The 17,114-nt window shown below is 70.2% G+C and carries 13 protein-coding genes; 8 read left to right on the forward strand and 5 right to left on the reverse strand.

All coding sequences use genetic code 11. The annotated features are described in order from the left end of the window. Window position 1 precedes the first annotated feature (1 nt). Entirely contained in the window at window positions 2-2,101 is a 2,100-nt protein-coding gene (locus J2853_RS42325) for a putative bifunctional diguanylate cyclase/phosphodiesterase (RefSeq protein WP_307567243.1), read from the forward strand. A 155-nt stretch (window positions 2,102-2,256) separates the two neighbouring features. Here J2853_RS42325 and J2853_RS42330 read toward each other — a convergent pair whose 3' ends face one another. After that, on the reverse strand, window positions 2,257-3,939 hold the full coding sequence (locus J2853_RS42330) for an ISAzo13 family transposase (RefSeq protein ID WP_307553887.1): 1,683 nt from the start codon (window positions 3,937-3,939) through the stop codon (window positions 2,257-2,259). Between the two features lie 135 nt (window positions 3,940-4,074). Between J2853_RS42330 and gatC the strand changes: the two genes are divergently transcribed. The 5 genes from gatC to gatB all read left to right on the forward strand — a co-directional run bounded on the left by gatC (window position 4,075) and on the right by gatB (window position 9,249). After that, on the forward strand, window positions 4,075-4,374 hold the full coding sequence (gatC, locus tag J2853_RS42335; RefSeq protein ID WP_307567244.1) for an Asp-tRNA(Asn)/Glu-tRNA(Gln) amidotransferase subunit GatC: 300 nt from the start codon (window positions 4,075-4,077) through the stop codon (window positions 4,372-4,374). Further along, complete coding sequence (gene gatA / locus J2853_RS42340; RefSeq protein WP_307567245.1) at window positions 4,371-5,861, forward strand: Asp-tRNA(Asn)/Glu-tRNA(Gln) amidotransferase subunit GatA; 1,491 nt, start codon at window positions 4,371-4,373, stop codon at window positions 5,859-5,861. Before gatC ends, gatA begins: the two co-directional genes overlap by 4 nt. Before the next feature lie 47 nt (window positions 5,862-5,908). Continuing rightward, complete coding sequence (locus J2853_RS42345; protein WP_307567247.1) at window positions 5,909-6,997, forward strand: AAA family ATPase; 1,089 nt, start codon at window positions 5,909-5,911, stop codon at window positions 6,995-6,997. Beyond that, window positions 6,994-7,572 carry a hypothetical protein gene (locus J2853_RS42350; protein WP_307567249.1) on the forward strand — a complete coding sequence of 193 codons (579 nt, stop codon included), beginning with the start codon at window positions 6,994-6,996 and terminating at the stop codon, window positions 7,570-7,572. The genes J2853_RS42345 and J2853_RS42350 overlap by 4 nt, the downstream gene beginning before the upstream one ends. Window positions 7,573-7,743: 171 nt before the next feature. Then, window positions 7,744-9,249: an Asp-tRNA(Asn)/Glu-tRNA(Gln) amidotransferase subunit GatB gene (gatB, locus tag J2853_RS42355; protein WP_307567250.1), complete on the forward strand. Its 1,506-nt coding sequence runs from the start codon at window positions 7,744-7,746 to the stop codon at window positions 9,247-9,249. Between the two features lie 217 nt (window positions 9,250-9,466). Here gatB and J2853_RS42360 read toward each other — a convergent pair whose 3' ends face one another. The 4 genes from J2853_RS42360 to J2853_RS42375 all read right to left on the reverse strand — a co-directional run bounded on the left by J2853_RS42360 (window position 9,467) and on the right by J2853_RS42375 (window position 14,315). Further along, complete coding sequence (locus J2853_RS42360) at window positions 9,467-11,071, reverse strand: hypothetical protein (RefSeq protein ID WP_307567252.1); 1,605 nt, start codon at window positions 11,069-11,071, stop codon at window positions 9,467-9,469. A gap of 251 nt (window positions 11,072-11,322) precedes the next feature. Beyond that, the gene (locus tag J2853_RS42365; protein WP_307567254.1) at window positions 11,323-12,816 is read right to left on the reverse strand and encodes a tripartite tricarboxylate transporter permease; all 1,494 of its coding nucleotides are present in this window, start codon (window positions 12,814-12,816) and stop codon (window positions 11,323-11,325) included. Further along, window positions 12,817-13,353: a tripartite tricarboxylate transporter TctB family protein gene (locus J2853_RS42370; RefSeq protein WP_307567256.1), complete on the reverse strand. Its 537-nt coding sequence runs from the start codon at window positions 13,351-13,353 to the stop codon at window positions 12,817-12,819. Continuing rightward, window positions 13,353-14,315, reverse strand: coding sequence for a Bug family tripartite tricarboxylate transporter substrate binding protein (locus J2853_RS42375; RefSeq protein WP_307567258.1), 963 nt, complete (start codon window positions 14,313-14,315; stop codon window positions 13,353-13,355). The genes J2853_RS42370 and J2853_RS42375 overlap by 1 nt, the downstream gene beginning before the upstream one ends. A 168-nt stretch (window positions 14,316-14,483) precedes the next feature. Here J2853_RS42375 and J2853_RS42380 point away from each other — a divergent pair, with 168 nt between their 5' ends. Together J2853_RS42380 and J2853_RS42385 are read left to right on the forward strand one after the other, a co-directional pair. Next, entirely contained in the window at window positions 14,484-16,199 is a 1,716-nt protein-coding gene (locus J2853_RS42380; protein ID WP_307567260.1) for an ATP-binding protein, read from the forward strand. Continuing rightward, window positions 16,196-16,867 carry a response regulator gene (locus J2853_RS42385; RefSeq protein ID WP_307567262.1) on the forward strand — a complete coding sequence of 224 codons (672 nt, stop codon included), beginning with the start codon at window positions 16,196-16,198 and terminating at the stop codon, window positions 16,865-16,867. Before J2853_RS42380 ends, J2853_RS42385 begins: the two co-directional genes overlap by 4 nt. Window positions 16,868-17,114 lie beyond the last annotated feature (247 nt).

Consider the following 17,114-nt stretch of genomic DNA (forward strand, 5'->3'; position numbering starts at 1 on the left):
CATGGCCGACCCAAACGACACACGCGACGCCGGTCCGCGCGCCGGCTCGCCCCTGTGGTCCTATCTCGCCACCGTCATCGCGGCGGGGTTCACCGTTCTCGTCGCGACACAGTGGCTGATCGGTCAGGAGGAGCTGGCGGGGCTCGCCCGCAGCCCGCTTTTCTGGATGCTGTCGGTCCTGGTCGTGCTGGGCGAGCTGCGGCCGGTGCTCCTGTCGTCGTCGACGACCGTGGGCGGCACCTATCCGTCGACCATGTTCACCTTCGCGGCGCTGCTCCACTACGGACTGCCGGTCGCCGCGCTCGTGCAGACGGTCGCCATCGTCGTCAACGGCGTCGTCACCCGTAAGGCGTGGCACCGGGTGATGTTCAACATCGCGCAGGTGACGCTGGCCGCCGCCGCGGCCGCGGCGGTGCTCGGGATCTTCGTCGACCGGCCCTCCCCGGTGACGGGCTGGGTGCCCAAGGGGTCCGACCTGCTCGCGATCGGGCTGGCCGGGGTCGCCTACTTCGTGGTCAGGGCGATGCTGGTCTCCGGCGCGGTGGCGCTGCACGAGCGCAGGTCGATCCACCGGGTGATCAAAACCACGATCGGCCATCAGAGCCTGGTCTACGCCGGGCTGCTCGGCCTCGCGCCGCTGGTCGTGGTGGTGATGAACCACTCCCCGGCGCTGGTGCCGCTGTTCCTCGCGCCCGTGATGGCGGTTTACTTCACCGCCACCATGTCGGTCCGCCGCGACCACCAGGCGATGCACGACGGGCTCACCGGACTGCCCAACCGCAAGATGCTCGTGCTCAGCACCGAGGAGGCGCTCGCCGAGGCGCGGGAGGGCGAGCGGGTCGGCCTGTTCCTGCTCGACCTCGACCGCTTCAAGGAGGTCAACGACACGCTCGGGCACCCGGTCGGCGACCGCCTGCTGCAACTGGTGGCGCACCGGCTCACCCACAGCGTGCGGCCGGGTGACGTGGTGGCCCGGCTCGGCGGTGACGAGTTCGCGGTGCTGCTGCCCTCGATCAGGGACGCGGCGGCGGCCAGGGAGGTGGCCGCGCGCCTGCGGGTGGCCCTGACCGAGCCGGTCCGCCTGGAGGGGATGGCCTTCGACCTGGACGCCTCGTTCGGCATCGCCCTCTACCCCGATCACGCGCCGGACTTCGAGATGCTGCTCCAGCGCTCCGACGTGGCGATGTACCTGGCGAAGGAGGGCAGGACGGGAGTCGAGATCTACGCCGCCGACAAGGACCGCAACAGTCCCGAGCGGCTCAACCTCCTCGGTGACCTGCGCAGGGCCATCGACCGCTCCGAACTCCGGCTGCACTACCAGCCGAAGCTCGACCTGGCCGGGGGGCAGGTGCGGGGGGTGGAGGCGTTGCTGCGGTGGCGCCACCCCGACCGCGGGATGATCCCCCCCGCCGAGTTCGTGCCGATGGCCGAGCAGTCGTATCTGATGCGCCAGCTCACCGGATACGTCATCGACACCGCGCTGGCGCAGGCCGCGCACTGGTGGCACACCGGCCTTCACGAGCAGATCTCCGTCAACGTCTCCGCCCGCGACCTGCTCGACTCCGCCCTCTCCGACCGGCTGGAGGCGGGCCTGGCCCGATACCGGCTGCCGCCCATGGCGATCCAGCTGGAGGTCACCGAGCGGATCCTGATGACCGACCAGGCCTACACCGCCGACGCGATCCGGGCCCTGGCCTCGCTCGGGGTGCCGCTCGCGCTGGACGACTTCGGCACCGGCTACTCCTCGCTGGTCCGCCTGCAGCGCCTGCCGGTCGCCGAGGTCAAGATCGACGCCTCGTTCGTCCGCCGGATCGGCGAGTCCAAGGACGACGAACGGATCGTCCGCTCCATCGTCGACCTGGTCCGCTCCCTGGGGCTGCGCTCGGTCGCCGAGGGCGTCGAATCCGCCGAGGTGGCCGCCCGCCTGGCCGACATGGGCTGTGATCTCGGCCAGGGCTGGTTGTTCGCCAAGCCCATGTCCGCCGCCGACGCCACCGTCTGGCTGCGAGAGCACCGCGACCCCGCCAAGCCCGGCTTCGGCTTTCTCGATCCCATCGACTCCCTTGACCCCGCCGAGGTCTTCGATCCCCAGACCGCCTAGCCCGCGACCCGGACGGGCCCTCTGAGCCCGTGCCCGCCGGGGGTCCCGGTGGGCCGTACGAAAGGCTCCGCCCCACCTCGCGCGCCGCGGTGCGGGCGGACAGGCCCCCTAACAGATCTTGACTTGGTTACCGGGGCGTTAGGGCTCGCAGATTATTAACACGCAGCTTTGATCTTCGGTAGCGGAATGATGCCTTCCACCGCGGCCAGATCGTAGAGAGCCTCCAGCGTTGGCAGGCGATGAGGACTGGGCTGGATGGTGTACCCGGCCTGCTGGAGGAGTTGCCGGGTCTCACGCATGCGCCGGTTGAGGGTTTCGGGCCGGACGGTGAACAACTCGGCGATGGCGACCTGGGGTAAGCCGAACCGGTAGTGGACAAGGGCGCTCAGCAGCCGGTCGGCGAGGGTGAGGATGGGACGGCGTCCGGTGCCGGGAGCGGCCATGCGCGGACGGTGCCCGCGTCGCTTGTCCAGGTGTGCTTCGCGCTGCTGGTCATGCAGCGTCAGCAGGGTGGCGATCAGGGTGTCCCAGCCCGGGCCGGTCAGTCCGGTCAGGGCAGGGTGACAGAGCCAGGCCAGGTCGGGGCTCGGCTGGTCGAACGGGTCCGGGACATCGTTGACCTGGGCGTAAGCCTGCGGACGCAGCGTGTAGTTCCAATCGCCGTGCCAGTCGTGACGCTGCAACGGTAGAGCGTCCATCTGCCTGTCGCTGATGGTGATGCCGGTCGGGTAGATGCTGATATCGAGGTCGGCGTGCACGCGAAGCCCGGTGCGGGTGGTGGTGGAGGCGATGGTCTGCATGATGACCTCGTGGCTGCTCAGCGGTCGGCCCCGCCAGTTCATGGTGATGTGCGAGAACAGCCGATGCTCGACCTTGTTCCACTTGGAGGTGCCGGGCGGAAAATGGCACACGGTGATCTCCAGCCCGGTCTCCACCGCCAGTGCGGCCAGCTCAGACTTCCAGGCTCGGGTGCGATACCCGTTGGATCCTCCCGCGTCGGCGGTGATCAGCAGGCGTGTGGCCAGCGGGTAGTCGTTGCTGCCGGTTGCTTTCCACCAGCGGCGGATGGACTCCACGGCGAAGGCGGCGGTGTCGTGGTCGGTGCCGACGTTCACCCAGCCGGCATTCGCCGTGAGGTCGTAGATGCCGTACGGCACCGCTTTGCCCAGGCTCTGGTCGAGGAAGTCGTGGGTGCGGGTGGCCGTCGGTTCGCCCACCGGCCGCCAGGTTCGGCCCGCGTTCTTGAACTCCCCGACGAGTTCCTTCTTCTTGGTGTCCACGCTGATCACCGGATCGCCCGTGTGCTGATAGCTCGTGACCTGCTCGTTGATGTAGCGGAACTGGCCATCGCGGTCCGGATGCTGCTTGCCTTCGATGGTCTTGGCGTTGGCCTGCAGGCTGAATCCTTCCTCTCGCAGGAGGTCGGCGATGACATCGGCGCTGACCCGATGTCCTTGCTGCGTCAGTTCGGTGGCCAGGGTGCGGGTGGACTTGGTGGTCCACCGCAACGGCGACATCGGATCGCCCCGTTCGTCCGGTTCAACCAGGGCCAGCAGCGCTGGCCGCAGCCCGGGGTCCAGATCGACCAGGCGTTTGCGGCCCCCACCCCGGCGGCGCGCCCGCCCCAGCGGCTCGGTACCTGAGTCCAGCTCATCGACTCCTAACGACACCGTCGCCTCACGGACATCCGCAGCTCGGGCCACCGCCCGGATCCCGCCATGCCCCAAGGCACGAGCTTCGGCCCCCATCAGCAGCCGCCGCTGCCGTTCATCCAGATGAGGAAAAATCGTCCCGAACTTCAGCCTCAGCGTCTCCACCGTTTCCTGCGTCACGCCCATACCATCTCAACGAACGCAAACCCGGCAAGCTACGGCTTATTTCTCTGCGAGCCCTTAATGAGTCGGGCACGTTAGGTCACGAGCCATAGGATGACAGGGTCCAATTGCCATTCCACGAAACGGGTTCAACGACTCATGTCCGCCATAACCCGCGACGAGGTCGCTCACCTCGCCCGGCTGTCCCGGCTGGCGCTGGCCGATGAGGAACTCGACCACTTCGCCGCCCAGCTCGATGTGATCATCGGTGCGGTCGCCCGTGTCGCCGAAGTGGCGGCCGACGACATCCCGCCGTCCTCGCACGCGCTCCCGCTCACCAACGTCTACCGCCCCGACGAGGTTCGGCCCTGCCTGACGCCGGAACAGGCACTCTCCGGTGCCCCGGCGGTCGAGGACGGCCGCTTCCGTGTCCCGCGCATCCTTGGGGAGGAAGCATGAGTCTCATCCACAAGTCCGCCGCCGACCTGGGCGCGCTGATCGCGAGCGGCGAGGTCTCGGCCGTCGAGGTCGCACAGGCCCACCTCGACCGGATCGCCGCCGTCGAGCCGCAGGTCAACGCATTTCTCCACGTCGACACCGAGACGACACTGGAGCAGGCGCGGGTCGTCGACGCCCGCCGGGCCGCCGGGGAGGACCTCGGCCCGCTCGCCGGCGTGCCGATCGCGCACAAGGACATCTTCACCACCGTGGACATGCCGACCACGGCCGGATCCAAGATCCTTGAGGGCTGGCGCCCGCCGTACGACGCGACCGTGACCCGCCGCCTCCGTGCGGCCGGGCTGGTGATCCTCGGCAAGACCAACCTCGACGAGTTCGCGATGGGCTCCTCCACCGAGAACTCGGCCTACGGCACGACGCACAACCCCTGGGATCTCTCGCGGATCCCCGGCGGCTCCTCGGGCGGCTCGTCCGCCGCGGTCGCGGCCTACGAGGCCCCGCTGTCCACCGGCACCGACACCGGCGGCTCGATCCGCCAGCCCGCCGCGGTCACCGGCATCGTGGGCATGAAGCCGACCTACGGCGGCTCGTCCCGCTACGGCCTGATCGCCTTCGCGAGCTCCCTGGACACGCCGGGCCCCTTCGCCCGCAACGTGATGGACGCCGCGCTGCTGCACGAGGCGTTCTCCGGCCACGACGTCATGGACTCCACCTCCGTCGACGCCCCGGTGCCCTCCGTGGTCGAGGCGGCGCGCAACGCCGAGGTGGCGGGGCTGCGCATCGGCGTGGTCAAGGAGTTCGGCGGCGACGGATACCAGCCGGGCGTGCTCGCCCGCTTCCACGAGACCGTGGAACTGCTGGAGTCGCTGGGCGCCAAGGTCTTCGAGGTCTCCTGCCCGTCGTTCGACGTCGCGCTTCCGGCCTACTACCTGATCGCCCCGTCGGAGTGCTCGTCCAACCTGGCCCGTTTCGACGCCATGCGGTACGGCCTGCGCGTCGGCGACGACGGCACGCGGAGCGCCGAGGAGGTCATGTCGCTGACCCGGGCCCAGGGCTTCGGTCCCGAGGTCAAGCGGCGCATCATCCTCGGCACGTACGCGCTGTCCAGCGGCTACTACGACGCCTACTACGGCCAGGCGCAGAAGGTCCGCACGCTCATCGCGCGCGACTTCGAGTCGGCGTTCCAGCAGGTGGACGTGCTCATCTCGCCGACCACGCCGACCACGGCGTTCCCGATCGGGGAGCGCGCCGACGACCCGCTGGCGATGTACCTCGCGGACCTGTGCACCATCCCCGCCAACCTGGCGGGCAACGCGGCCATCTCCGTGCCGTGCGGCCTGGCGGACGAGGACGGGCTGCCGGTCGGTCTGCAGATCATGGCTCCGGTGCTCGGCGACGACCGCTGCTACCGGGTCGGCGCGGCGGTGGAGCGGGCCCTGGAGGCCCGCTGGGGTGGCAGCCTGCTGTCCAAGGCCCCGGCGCTGTAGAAACTTTCAAGGAGAACGGAACGACAGGTGACAGGGAGAACGGCGGCATGATCACTCGGATCGAGATCGACGGGTTCAAGTCCTTCTTGAACTTCGATCTCGATGTGCCGCCCTTCCTCGCGCTGGTCGGTCCCAACTCGAGCGGCAAGTCGAACCTGTTCGACGCCGTCGGGTTCGTCGCGGACGAGGTCGCGGGCTCCGGCGGGCTGCTCGACGCGGGCAGGGGCCTGCCGGGCGAGCAGTTCCACCGGGTCGCGCAGGGGGCCGCGATCGGCGGGTTCGCCGTCTCGGTGGAGGCCCTGGTCTCCCCGGAGCCCGGCGCGCTGCTGCCGATCCGGTTCGACGTGGGCGCGGAGATGGTGCTCAGGATCCCCAGGTCCAGCGGCGTCGTCGTCAGTCATGTGGCCCATCAGCTCCCCGAGGAACTGCTGATCCACATGGTCGAGGATCCGGAGCCGGAGATCACGCCCCGCCGTACGGTCCAGTCGTGGCGCCGCCACGTCCCCTCGCCGCAGGCCATGCGCCGGCGGTCATCCTCGGCCGACACGGGGCCGCTCGCGGCCGACGGCGCCAACCTCGCCGCCGTGCTCGGGCGGATGGCGGGATCGGAGGCGCTGACCGATCTCACGGTCGACCTCGCCGGGGTGGTTCCCGACGTGGTCGCGCTGGTGCCCCGCACCGATCGTGAGGAGTGCTCCTTCGACGTGGTCGTCGACGGTCAGGGAACGGTGCCGGCCGCGCTCCTGTCGGACGGGATCCTGCGGGTCCTCGGCCTGCTCACGGCCCTGCACGACCCCGACCATCCGGGTACGCTCCTGGTGGAGGAGATCGAGAACGGCGTGCATCCCAGCCGTATCGGCGAGCTGCTCCGGCGGGTCCGGCAGCGGATCGCCACGCCGGGAGGCGTGAGGCCGTTCCGGCAGGTGATCTTCACCAGCCACTCCCCGGTGGTGGTCGCCGAGATCTACCGGACCGAGCCCGACGCGCTCACCTTCCTGGACGCCGTGGTCCGCGTCGATCCCGACAACGACCGGGTGTCACGGGTGACCGTGGCCAAACAGGTCCAGCCGGACGGCGAGCCCGGCACGTTCGTCTCGCCCCGGCAGGTCCGCAAATACCTGGGCGCGGCGGCATGAGCCGGCCACTGGTGCCGGGGCTGGTCGCCGAGGGGGAGGCCGACGAGGGCTTCCTCGGCATCGTGATCTCCCGGCAGTTGCGCGAGCTCACCTGGATGTCGCCGCACGCGGTCGACGTTGAGGCGACGGAGGTCGTCTCCTGCGATCGGGAGCACATGGTCACGGCGCTGGAGGAGCTCGCCGCCGACTGCCATCTGCTCTTCACGCACGACGACGAGAGGGAGCGCGGCAAGGCCGGTGGCAAGGCCGACGGGGTCCGCTATCACTCGCACTACCTGGTGCCGGTGATCGGTCTCGGCGAGACCGAGGCCTGGATGCTCGCCGATCCCGCCGTGTGGTCGGGGCTGGAGGGCAGCGACCTCAGCGGGCTTCCTTCACGGCCGCGTGACGTCGAGAGGATCACGGACCCGGTCGGCCTCCTGGCCGCGACGGTCCCTCGCCGGGGCAAGCCGATCCGCGACTATTTCGAATACGTGGGACGCAACATCGACCTCGCCGTCCTGGCCCAGGTGCCCGCGTACGCGGACTGGGTCGCCGAGACGAGGAACGCATTGAAGGGACTTGGTTATCTATGAGCGGAGAGAACCCGGCGCGGTGAGCAAGTGGCGTACGAGAGACGAGCACTCCGCGGAGCGAGCGGGGAGTGGTGAACGACTGATGAGCGCGGAGAGAACCCGCCGCGGTGAGCGTAGTGGCGTGCGAGGAACGAGCGCTCCGCGGAGCGAAAGAGGAGCGGTGAACGACCGATGAGTACTGACACGCTGATGCCGTACGACGAGGCGCTGGAGCGCTTCGAGCCGGTGCTGGGGCTGGAGACGCACGTCGAGCTGGGTACGGCGTCGAAGATGTTCTGCGGTTGCCAGGTCTCGTTCGGCGCGCCGCCGAACACCAATGTCTGCCCGGTCTGCCTGGCGCTGCCCGGATCGCTGCCGACGGCCAACGCCATGGCGATCGAGTCGACGATCCGCATCGGCCTGGCCCTGAACTGCTCGATCGCCGAGTGGTGCCGTTTCGCCCGGAAGAACTACTTCTATCCGGACATGCCGAAGAACTACCAGATCAGCCAGTACGACGAGCCGCTCTGCTTCGACGGCTACCTCGACGTCGAGGTGGACGGCAAGACCGTGCGGATCGAGATCGAGCGCGTCCACCTGGAGGAGGACACCGGCAAGTCCACCCACGTGGGCGGTGCCACCGGTCGCATCCAGGGCGCCGACTACTCGATCGTCGACTACAACCGCGCGGGCATCCCGCTGGTGGAGATCGTCACCAAGCCGATCCCGGGGACCGACAGGCTCGCCCCCGAGGTCGCCCGCGCCTACGTCACCGAGCTGCGCGAGGTCCTGCGCACGCTGGGCGTCTCCGACGTGCGCATGGAGGAGGGCTCCATGCGCAGCGACGTGAACGTCTCCCTCATGCCGCGCGGTTCCTCGGAGTGGGGCACCCGCACCGAGACCAAGAACGTGAACTCGCTGCGCAGCGTCGAGCGTTCGGTCCACAGCGAGATCGAGCGCCAGGCCGCGATCCTGGCCGGCGGCGGCCGGATCATCCAGGAGACCCGCCACTTCCACGAGGACACCGGCACCACCACCTCGGGCCGTTCCAAGGAGGAGGCGCAGGACTACCGCTACTTCCCCGAGCCCGACCTGGTGCCGATCGCCCCCGACACCGCGTGGGTGGCCGAGCTCAAGGCCGCGCTGCCCGAGCTGCCGCGCCTGAGGCGCAAGCGGCTCCAGCAGGAGTGGGGCGTGTCCGACCTGGACATGGAGGCGATGCACAACAACGACGCCATCGGCCTGGTCGAGGCGACGGTCGCCGCCGGAGCCCCGCCCGCGGACGCCCGCAAGTGGTGGATGGGTGAGCTGTCCCGCCGCGCCAACGAGGCCGCGATCCCGCTCAACGAGCTGCTGATCACCCCGGACCAGATCGCCAGGGTGTGCGCGATGGTCGCCGGGGGAGCGCTGAACGACAAGCTGGCCCGGCAGGTGCTGGAAGGCGTGCTGAACGGCGAGGGCTCCCCGGACGAGGTGGTGGCCGCGCGCGGTCTGCAGATCGTCAACGACGAGGGCGAACTGCTGGCGATCATCGACCAGGTCCTGGCCGGTAACGCCGACGCGGCCGACAAGGTCCGCAACGGCAAGATCGCCGCCGTCGGCGCCCTGGTCGGCGGCGTCATGAAGGCCAGCCGCGGCAAGGCCGACGCGGGCCGGGCCAGGGAGCTCCTGCTGGAGAAGCTCGGCGTCTCCGAGTAGCTCGCGCGCGGGGTTTCCGGGAAGCCCCACGCGAAGGCCCCGCCGCCTCGGCGGGATCCGGGCCTGTTTCCGGGTGGGCCCCGCACGTTTCCACGACGGTCTCGACGACCTCGGGCCGCGTGCGGGGCCTTCGCCATGTCAGGCGAACGCCCCGCCGACCGGCCGATCACCGATGGCCGGTGAACGACGCCGGTTCGTGCAGGAACATCCGCGCGGGTCAGGCCTGGTCACATAGCCCGGCGTCGCACATTCGCGTTCGGCGGCGCCGTAGGAAATCGATCATCTCGGTTCGGGTCCCCTCGTGCGGTTCGACGGATGCGGCCCGCCGTATCCAGTGCCCCGCCTCGTCCGGTACGGCTGAGGCCGGCCAGGTGCTCAACACCTCCAGGGCGGCGCGCCGGGTCTGGACGGCCCGGTTGCGCAGCGCCACGTCGATCAGCGGCAGCCCGAGGCCGGGGAAGGCGCCCAGCCCGCTCACGACGGACTCCAGCGCTCGATCCGGTCTGTACTCGTCGCCGAATCCGGGGCGGTCGTCCGGCCCGTTCGCCGGATCGGCCGGCGGAAGGAGCCGTTCGGCCAGGTGGCCGAGCTGTTCGGCCTCCTCGGCGGTGGCGAGCCGGATGGCGTGGTACCAGGCGAACTCGTCCAGCGGGTCGATCTTCAGGCGGGCGATGATCTGCGGGACCACCGGCAGCCGGAGCCGGTGGGCAAGTCGCATCGCGTGATCGAAATCGACATGGTGCGGATCGGCCAGGTGTCTCAGCACGAGGCTGTTCCACCGTGGCTGGGCGGTGATCTCCTCATAGCGGCGGCGGAGCCGCGCGATCACGCCGGGCGGCCAGGGCGAGTCGTCGCCGGTCCCGCGCAGGAAGGCCTGGATCCTCAGTACGGCGTGCAGCCTGCCGAGCGTGTCCCGCCGGTCGATGAGGAGGTCGGCGAGGCGATCCATGGCCGGTACGGCGTCGGCGTAGTCGCCCATGTCCTCGGCCGGGCCGCCCAGCGCCAGGGCGGCCAGGATGTCCCCGGCGCCGTCGAGCAGGGCGTCGTCGACGTCCGGCTCCAGCAGGGCCGAGTACAGGCCACCGGTTGTGGCCGCGAGGTGGGCCAGGTATTCGTTCATGATCCCGTTGCGGAAACCGTCCCGCAGCAACCAGGCCTTGATCTGTGGATCGTCGCAGTCCTTGAGCCGCTCCACCGCGTGGATGCGGCCCCAGCCCCGCACCCGGCGGGCCAGTTCGTAGACGGCACGGTGGCGGTCGGGCTGGGTGTGCCGCAGGGCGATCACCGCGTACAGGGTGAGCTCCTCCAGCGTGCCGAGCAGGAGCAGCAGTTCCCGGTCCCGCTCGTCCCCGCAGGCGCCGAGCAGCACGATGCCGATCTTGACGGCGTTGCGGTGGCTGCCGTGCCCGGCCAGATACCGTCCGACCTCGCCGACCCGGTCCTTGGGGAGCAGCCGCCGCCGGATCCGGTCGACGAGGTCGTCGGCGATACCGAGCGCCGAGACGGTGGCGAGCCGATCGTGCAGCCGTAGAAGATCGTCGCGAGCGGGATCGCCGGTGACGAGCCCGCCGATCAGGTCGGTGACCTCTGCGACGCCGTCGTCGCGCTCGACACCGAAGTGATGGCTCCGAATGCCGTCCATGACGACACTGGGGATGAACGGCTCGCCGGAGGTACGGCGAGGCGGGTCGTCGGGGAGTTCGCAGGCGTCCTCGGGCCACGGGCCGGGCCCGTACCGCAGGGACATCGTGAGTGCGTGAGCGAGGAAGGTGGGGCGATCGTCGAGAGGATCGTCGCCCAGCTTCCACGTGTCGGGGTTCACCGACCGGGGCGGTGGCCGCCCTTCCCATAGGTCATGCCCGCCATGATGGCCCATCGTGCGTCCGGAACGCAATCATGGGCCGCCCCTCCGTTCGGGCCGATCGCAAGAACCGAGGACGGCCGCTCCTCCGTTCGGGCCGGTGTTCCGCGAAGACGGCGGGGGAGCCCCGCGGGCACCGGGCCCGGGGAGGCTCACCCCACCTCCGCGGACGCCACCGCCCGGACGTCCGCCAGGTCCGCGCCCGGGTTCGGTCAGGCGCTCCGGCGGGCGGCCAGCTTCCTGATGAGGGGAGCGAACAGCGCGAGGAACGCCACGCCCAGCAGCACCGCGGCCACCGGGCTCCTGACCAGGGTCGTCACGTCGCCCGCGCTGATGGCCAGGGCCCGGCGGAGCTGGACCTCGGCCATCGGCCCGAGGATCAGGCCGATCACGGCCGGGGCGATGGGCAGGCCGAAGCGGCGCATCGCGAAGCCGAGCATGCCCAGGACGTAGAGGATGACCATGTCCACCCAGGAGGAGTTCAACGCGTAGACGCCGAGCGCGGCGAACAACACGATCCCTGAGTAGAGATAGGGGCGGGGGATGCGCAGCACCCGCGCCCAGAGAGGGGCGAGCGGCAGGTTGAGCACCAGCAGCATGGTGTTGCCGATGAACAGCGAGGCGATCATGCCCCAGACCAGCGCCGGGTTGTGGTCGAACAGCTGGGGACCGGGCTGCAGGCCGTACTGCTGGAAGGCGGCGAGCAGGATCGCGGCCGTCGCGGAGGTGGGCAGGCCCAGGGTGAGCAGCGGGACGAGGGTGCCCGCGGCCGAGGCGTTGTTGGCGGCCTCGGGACCGGCGACCCCCTCGATGGCGCCCTTGCCGAACTCCTCGCGGGTGACCCCGCGTCCCAGGTGCTTCTCGATCGTGTAGGACAGGAAGGTCGGGATCTCCGCGCCGCCTCCGGGCAGCGCCCCGAAGGGGAAGCCGAGCGCGGTGCCGCGCAGCCACGGCCGCCAGGAGCGGGACCAGTCGGAGCGGCCGAGGAACGGCCGGCCGACCGGGATGACCTCCGGCTCGCCGTGCCGCAGCCGGGAGGCGACGTAGAGCACCTCGCCCAGCGCGAACAGGCCGACCGCGACGATGACCACGTCGATGCCGTCGAGCAGCTGCGGGACCCCCATGGTCAGCCGGGCCTGCCCGGTCTGCTGGTCGATGCCGATCAGCCCGATGACCAGGCCGATCCCCAGGGACGCCAGCCCGCGCACGACCGAACGCGACAGCACCGACGACACCGCCGTGAAGGCCAGGACGGCCAGCGCGAAGTAGTCCTCGGGGCCGAAGGAGATGGCGAAGTCGACCACCAGCGGCGCCGCGACGACCAGGAGTCCGGTGGCGATCGTGCCCGCGACGAAGGAGCCGATCGCGGCGGTCGCCAGCGCCTGGGCGGCCCGGCCCCGCTTGGCCATCTTGTTGCCCTCGAGCGCGGTGATCATCGAGGAGCTCTCGCCGGGGGTGTTGAGCAGGATCGAGGTGGTCGACCCGCCGTACATGCCTCCGTAGTAGATCCCGGCGAACATGATGAACGCGCTCTCCGGGGGGACGGTGAAGGTGATCGGCAGCAGCAGCGCCACGGTCATGGCCGGGCCGATGCCGGGCAGTACGCCCACCAGCGTGCCGAGGGTGACGCCGACCAGGGCGTAGAGCAGGTTGACCGGGGTCAGCGCGCTCGCGAACCCGTCCATCAGAAGCTGGAACGACTCCATCTAGATCACCCCGGACAGCAGCCCGGCGGGCAGCGTCACGCCCAGGCCCTTGACGAAGGTCAGGTAGGTGACGGTGGACAGCAGGACGGAGATGACGCCCGCGCGCAGCCGGTGCTCGGCGCCGAGCGTCAGCGACAGGCCGAAGAAGAGCAGCGCGCCCGCGATGATCCAGCCGAGCAGGTCCAGCAGCCCGGCGAAGGTCAGGAAGATCACGCTGACCAGCGCGACCGTCCGCCAGTCCGCCGGCGCCTCGGTGTCGGCGTCCTCGGTCTGCTCGGGATCGCCGTGGCCGCCTCTGACCACGTCGAGCACGTAGAACAGTCCGATCAGCAGCAGCGCCGCGCCGACGATGATCGGGAAGAAGCGGGGCCCCAGCCCGAACGTGGAGCCCGCGGCGGTGACGTCCGCGGTGCCCACGATCACGAACGCGCCCAGCGCGAGGACGACCAGGGCCAGGACGAGCTCGGGCCGTCGCCAGGAGTACGCCGGACCGGCGCCACGATCGGTGGCGCCGCCCGGCTCTTCGGGGAGGGACATCAGGAGACGAGACCCATTTCTGCGATGACGGCCTTGATCTTGGCCTGCTCGGCCGTGAGGAAGTCGGCGAACGGCTGGCCGGTCTGGAAGACGTCGGTCCAGCCGTTCTTGGTCACCTCGTCCTTCCACGTCTGCGAGGCGTGCATCTTGGTGACCAGGTCGGTCAGGTTCTGCTTGGCGGCGTCGTCCAGCTCGCCGGGCGCGACGAAGCCCCGCCAGTTGGCGAGCTCGACGTCCACGCCGGCCTCCTTCAGCGTGGGGGCGTCCACGTTGCCGAGCCGGGCCGGCGAGCTCACGCCGAGGGCGCGCAGCTTGCCGGACTTCACGTGCTCGGCGAACTCCCCGATGCCGGAGATCCCCACCGCCACCTTGTTGCCCAGCAGCGCGTTGAGCGCCTCACCGCCGCCGGAGTGGGCGATGTAGTTGACCGACTTGGGGTCGATGCCGCCCGCCTTGGCCATCAGGCCCGCCACGATGTGGTCGGTGCCCCCGGCGGAGCCGCCCGCGATGGCGATCTTCGCGGGATCGGCCTTCCACGCCGCCATCAGGTCGGCCAGCGTCTGGTACGGCGATTCCCCCGGAACCACGACGAGCTCGTACTCCTCGGTGAGCTTCGCGATGGGAGTGGTGTCGGCCAGGGTGACCTTCGACTTGTTCTGCTCCAGCGCCCCGACCATGACCAGGCCCATGGTCATCAGCAGGTCGCCGTTGCCCTTCTCCCCGGCGAGCTGGGCCAGGCCGATGCTGCCGCCCGCGCCGGGCACGTTGTAGACCTCGATCTTGCGGGACTGGTCGACCGACCTGAGAGCCTGCTCGGCGATGCGCGAGGTCTGGTCCCAGCCACCTCCCGGCGCGGCCGGAACCATGATCCTCAGCGCGGTGGTGCCGGATCCTCCACCCGAGCCGCAAGCGGTGAGGGCGAGGGACAGGGCGGCGAGGGCCGCCAGTCTCCGAAGACGCATCGTTAACTCCCAACAACATAAAGAACCTGTGAGGATGCTGAGGCTAAGGGATCATCGTGTCGATGCTTTGCGTGTTTGCCGTCGTATCGGTCGTATTGGTCACGGTGGTCGCGACCCCGCCGTTATCTCGGGCTGCTTTCATGAGGTCCCTGACCAGGGAGCCGACTCGTGCGACGCATACACAACGCCTCGCTTGGCACCCAGTTGTTCGTTCTGCAGATGGTGATCGTATTTCTCGCGGTCGGTGGTACGGCGGGCGTCTGGGTGGAGCACACCCGCGATCAGCTCGACCAGCAGTACCAGCAGCGGGCGTTGGCGATCGCCGAGTCCGTGGCCGGGCTGCCCCAGGTGCGTGAGGCCTTCGCCCAGGACCGGCCCGAGCTCAGCCTGCAACCGATCGCGGCGGGGGTTCAGGCCGCCACCGGCGCCGACTACGTGGTGATCGCCAACCGCGAGCAGATCCGCTACGCGCATCCCAACACGCTCCTGATCGGCAAGAGGCTGTCCACCGACGGCTCGGAGGTCCTGGTGAGCGGACGCCCCTGGACCGGCATCCAGACCGGCACCCTCGGCCGTTCGGTGCGCGGCAAGGCCCCCGTCTTCGACACCTCCGGCACCGTCATCGGCCTGACCTCGGTCGGCATCCTGGAGGGAACGGTCGCCGACCAGCTCGCCGAGGCGCTGCCGCCGTTGCTCTGGACCGTGCTCGCCGTACTCCTCGCCGGATCCGGCGCCACCGCGCTGATCGCCCGGCGGGTCCGCCGCCAGACCTTCGGCCTGGAACCGGGGGAGATCGCGGCCCTGCTCGAACAGCGCGAGGGCGTGCTGCACGGCGTCAAGGAGGGGGTGCTCGCCCTGGACCTCCAGAGCCGGGTGACGCTGATCAACGACGCGGCCCGTGACCTGCTCGGCCTCTCCCAGCACGATGTGGGCCGTGGCCTGAGGGAGATGCCCCTGTCCGACCGGATGCGCGACGTGCTGGACGGCGTCGACTCCGGCGACGACCGGGTGGTGCTCCACCGCGACCGGGTGCTGGTGCTCAACCGCACCCCGGTGGCGGTGCGCGAGCAGCAGAGCGGCTGGGTGGTCACCCTGCGCGACCGGACCGAGCTGGTACAGCTGGCGCGCGAGCTCGACCAGGCCAGCACCACGACCGGCGCGCTGCGCGCCCAGGCCCACGAGTTCGCCAACCGGATGCACACCGTGGTCGGCCTGCTGGAGCTCGGCGAGTACGAGACGGCGGTCAGCTACATCACCCAGACCACCGAGGCCTACAGCAGGCACGCGTCCGGCATCAGGGAGAAGGTGGCCGACCCCACCCTGGCCGCGCTGCTGCTGGCCAAGTCCGCCGAGGCGGCCGAGCGCGGCGCGTCCCTGGTCCTCTCCGAGGACTCCCGGGTGGAGGAGGGCATGCTCGGCGACCCGCATGACGCGGTCCTGGTCGTCGGCAACCTGGTCGCCAACGCCCTGGACGCGTTGCAGGAGACCGGCGGAACGGTGGAGGTCTCGGTCCGCACCGAGACGGACGGCCTGCACGTCAGGGTCGGCGACTCGGGCCCCGGGATCACCCCCGCCCTGGCGGGCGAGGTGTTCCGCGAGGGTTTCACGACCAAGGTGGCCCACGCGGGGCCGCGTGGGCTGGGCCTGGCCCTGACCCGCCAGGCGTGCTCACGCCGCGGGGGCTGGGTGCGTGTGCACAACGCGGGCGGCGCCGTCTTCACCGCCCTGCTGCCGACGGGAGCGGACCCGGCCGGCGAACCAGACGGATCCGGCGGACCCGGTGGGCCGGGAGGGTCCGGCAGGGAAGCCGGAGACGCCGGGGGCGGCGAGAGCGTGGGGGCGGCAGGGCAGGGCGGGGTCACGGACTCGGAGACGTCGGAATGATCCGCGTGCTGGTGGTGGACGACGATTTCATGGTGGCCAGGATCCACAGCGGCTACGTGGCGCGGATGCCCGGATTCACGGTGGTCGACGCCGTGCACACCGGAGGCGCGGCGATCGCGGGGGTGGCCGCGCACCGGCCGGACCTGGTGCTGCTCGACATATACCTGCCTGACATGTCCGGACTCGACGTGCTCATGGCGCTCAGAGGCGCCTCCCACCCCGTCGACGTCCTGATGATCACCGCCGCACGTGACGTGACCACGGTCCGGGCGGCCATGCGCGGCGGCGCGGTGAACTACCTGATCAAGCCGTTCACCGCCCGGGCGCTCGCCGAACGCCTCGAACAGTACGCCGACACCCGCATGAGGCTCGCCAGGATCGGCTCCGAGGCCTGCCAGGACGAGGTCGACCGACTGTTCGGCCTGGTCAAGGGCGGGCCGCCGCCGCTGCCGAAGGGGCTGTCCGCCCCCACGTGCGCCCTGGTCGCCGACGCGCTCAGGGAGAGCGACACCGATCTGTCGGCGACCGAGGCCGCCGTGCTCACCGGCCTCTCCCGGGTCAGCGCCCGCCGCTACCTGGAATACCTGTGCGCGGCGGGCCAGGCGGAGCTCCGGCCGAGGTACGGCACCGCGGGACGGCCCGAACACCGCTACCGTTGGACGGGTTGATCGAAAACCCCGGGCGTTCGGCATACCCTTGTGCCGTGCACCGGCCCCGGGCGGCTCCCGCGCCGATCCTGGGGTGACCACCGCGCCGGTGTGGCGGTCCCGGGGACGACTCCGCGGCCTGATGACCGAGATCACCCGGTTTCAGTTGTGAGAAGAAGTCAATTGTTATTGCTTTGCGGGTGTTGTCTGACGGTTGTGGTTTAGGGTTGCCGAAGCATAGAAGCTGCGAAGCAGGAGGAGCCGGAGG

The sequence above is a fragment of the Streptosporangium lutulentum genome (assembly GCF_030811455.1).
GTDB classification, from domain to species: domain Bacteria; phylum Actinomycetota; class Actinomycetes; order Streptosporangiales; family Streptosporangiaceae; genus Streptosporangium; species Streptosporangium lutulentum.

Bases quoted from the DNA above. Each gene is read 5' to 3' on its own strand.
- J2853_RS42385 (WP_307567262.1), top strand. From the start codon at position 16,196: ATGATCCGCGTGCTGGTGGTGGACGACGATTTCATGGTGGCCAGGATC.
- J2853_RS42375 (WP_307567258.1), bottom strand. From the start codon at position 14,315: ATGCGTCTTCGGAGACTGGCGGCCCTCGCCGCCCTGTCCCTCGCCCTC.
- gatC (WP_307567244.1), top strand. From the start codon at position 4,075: ATGTCCGCCATAACCCGCGACGAGGTCGCTCACCTCGCCCGGCTGTCC.
- gatA (WP_307567245.1), top strand. From the start codon at position 4,371: ATGAGTCTCATCCACAAGTCCGCCGCCGACCTGGGCGCGCTGATCGCG.
- J2853_RS42325 (WP_307567243.1), top strand. From the start codon at position 2: ATGGCCGACCCAAACGACACACGCGACGCCGGTCCGCGCGCCGGCTCG.
- J2853_RS42365 (WP_307567254.1), bottom strand. From the start codon at position 12,816: ATGGAGTCGTTCCAGCTTCTGATGGACGGGTTCGCGAGCGCGCTGACC.
- J2853_RS42330 (WP_307553887.1), bottom strand. From the start codon at position 3,939: ATGGGCGTGACGCAGGAAACGGTGGAGACGCTGAGGCTGAAGTTCGGG.
- J2853_RS42345 (WP_307567247.1), top strand. From the start codon at position 5,909: ATGATCACTCGGATCGAGATCGACGGGTTCAAGTCCTTCTTGAACTTC.
- J2853_RS42370 (WP_307567256.1), bottom strand. From the start codon at position 13,353: ATGTCCCTCCCCGAAGAGCCGGGCGGCGCCACCGATCGTGGCGCCGGT.
- gatB (WP_307567250.1), top strand. From the start codon at position 7,744: ATGAGTACTGACACGCTGATGCCGTACGACGAGGCGCTGGAGCGCTTC.
- J2853_RS42350 (WP_307567249.1), top strand. From the start codon at position 6,994: ATGAGCCGGCCACTGGTGCCGGGGCTGGTCGCCGAGGGGGAGGCCGAC.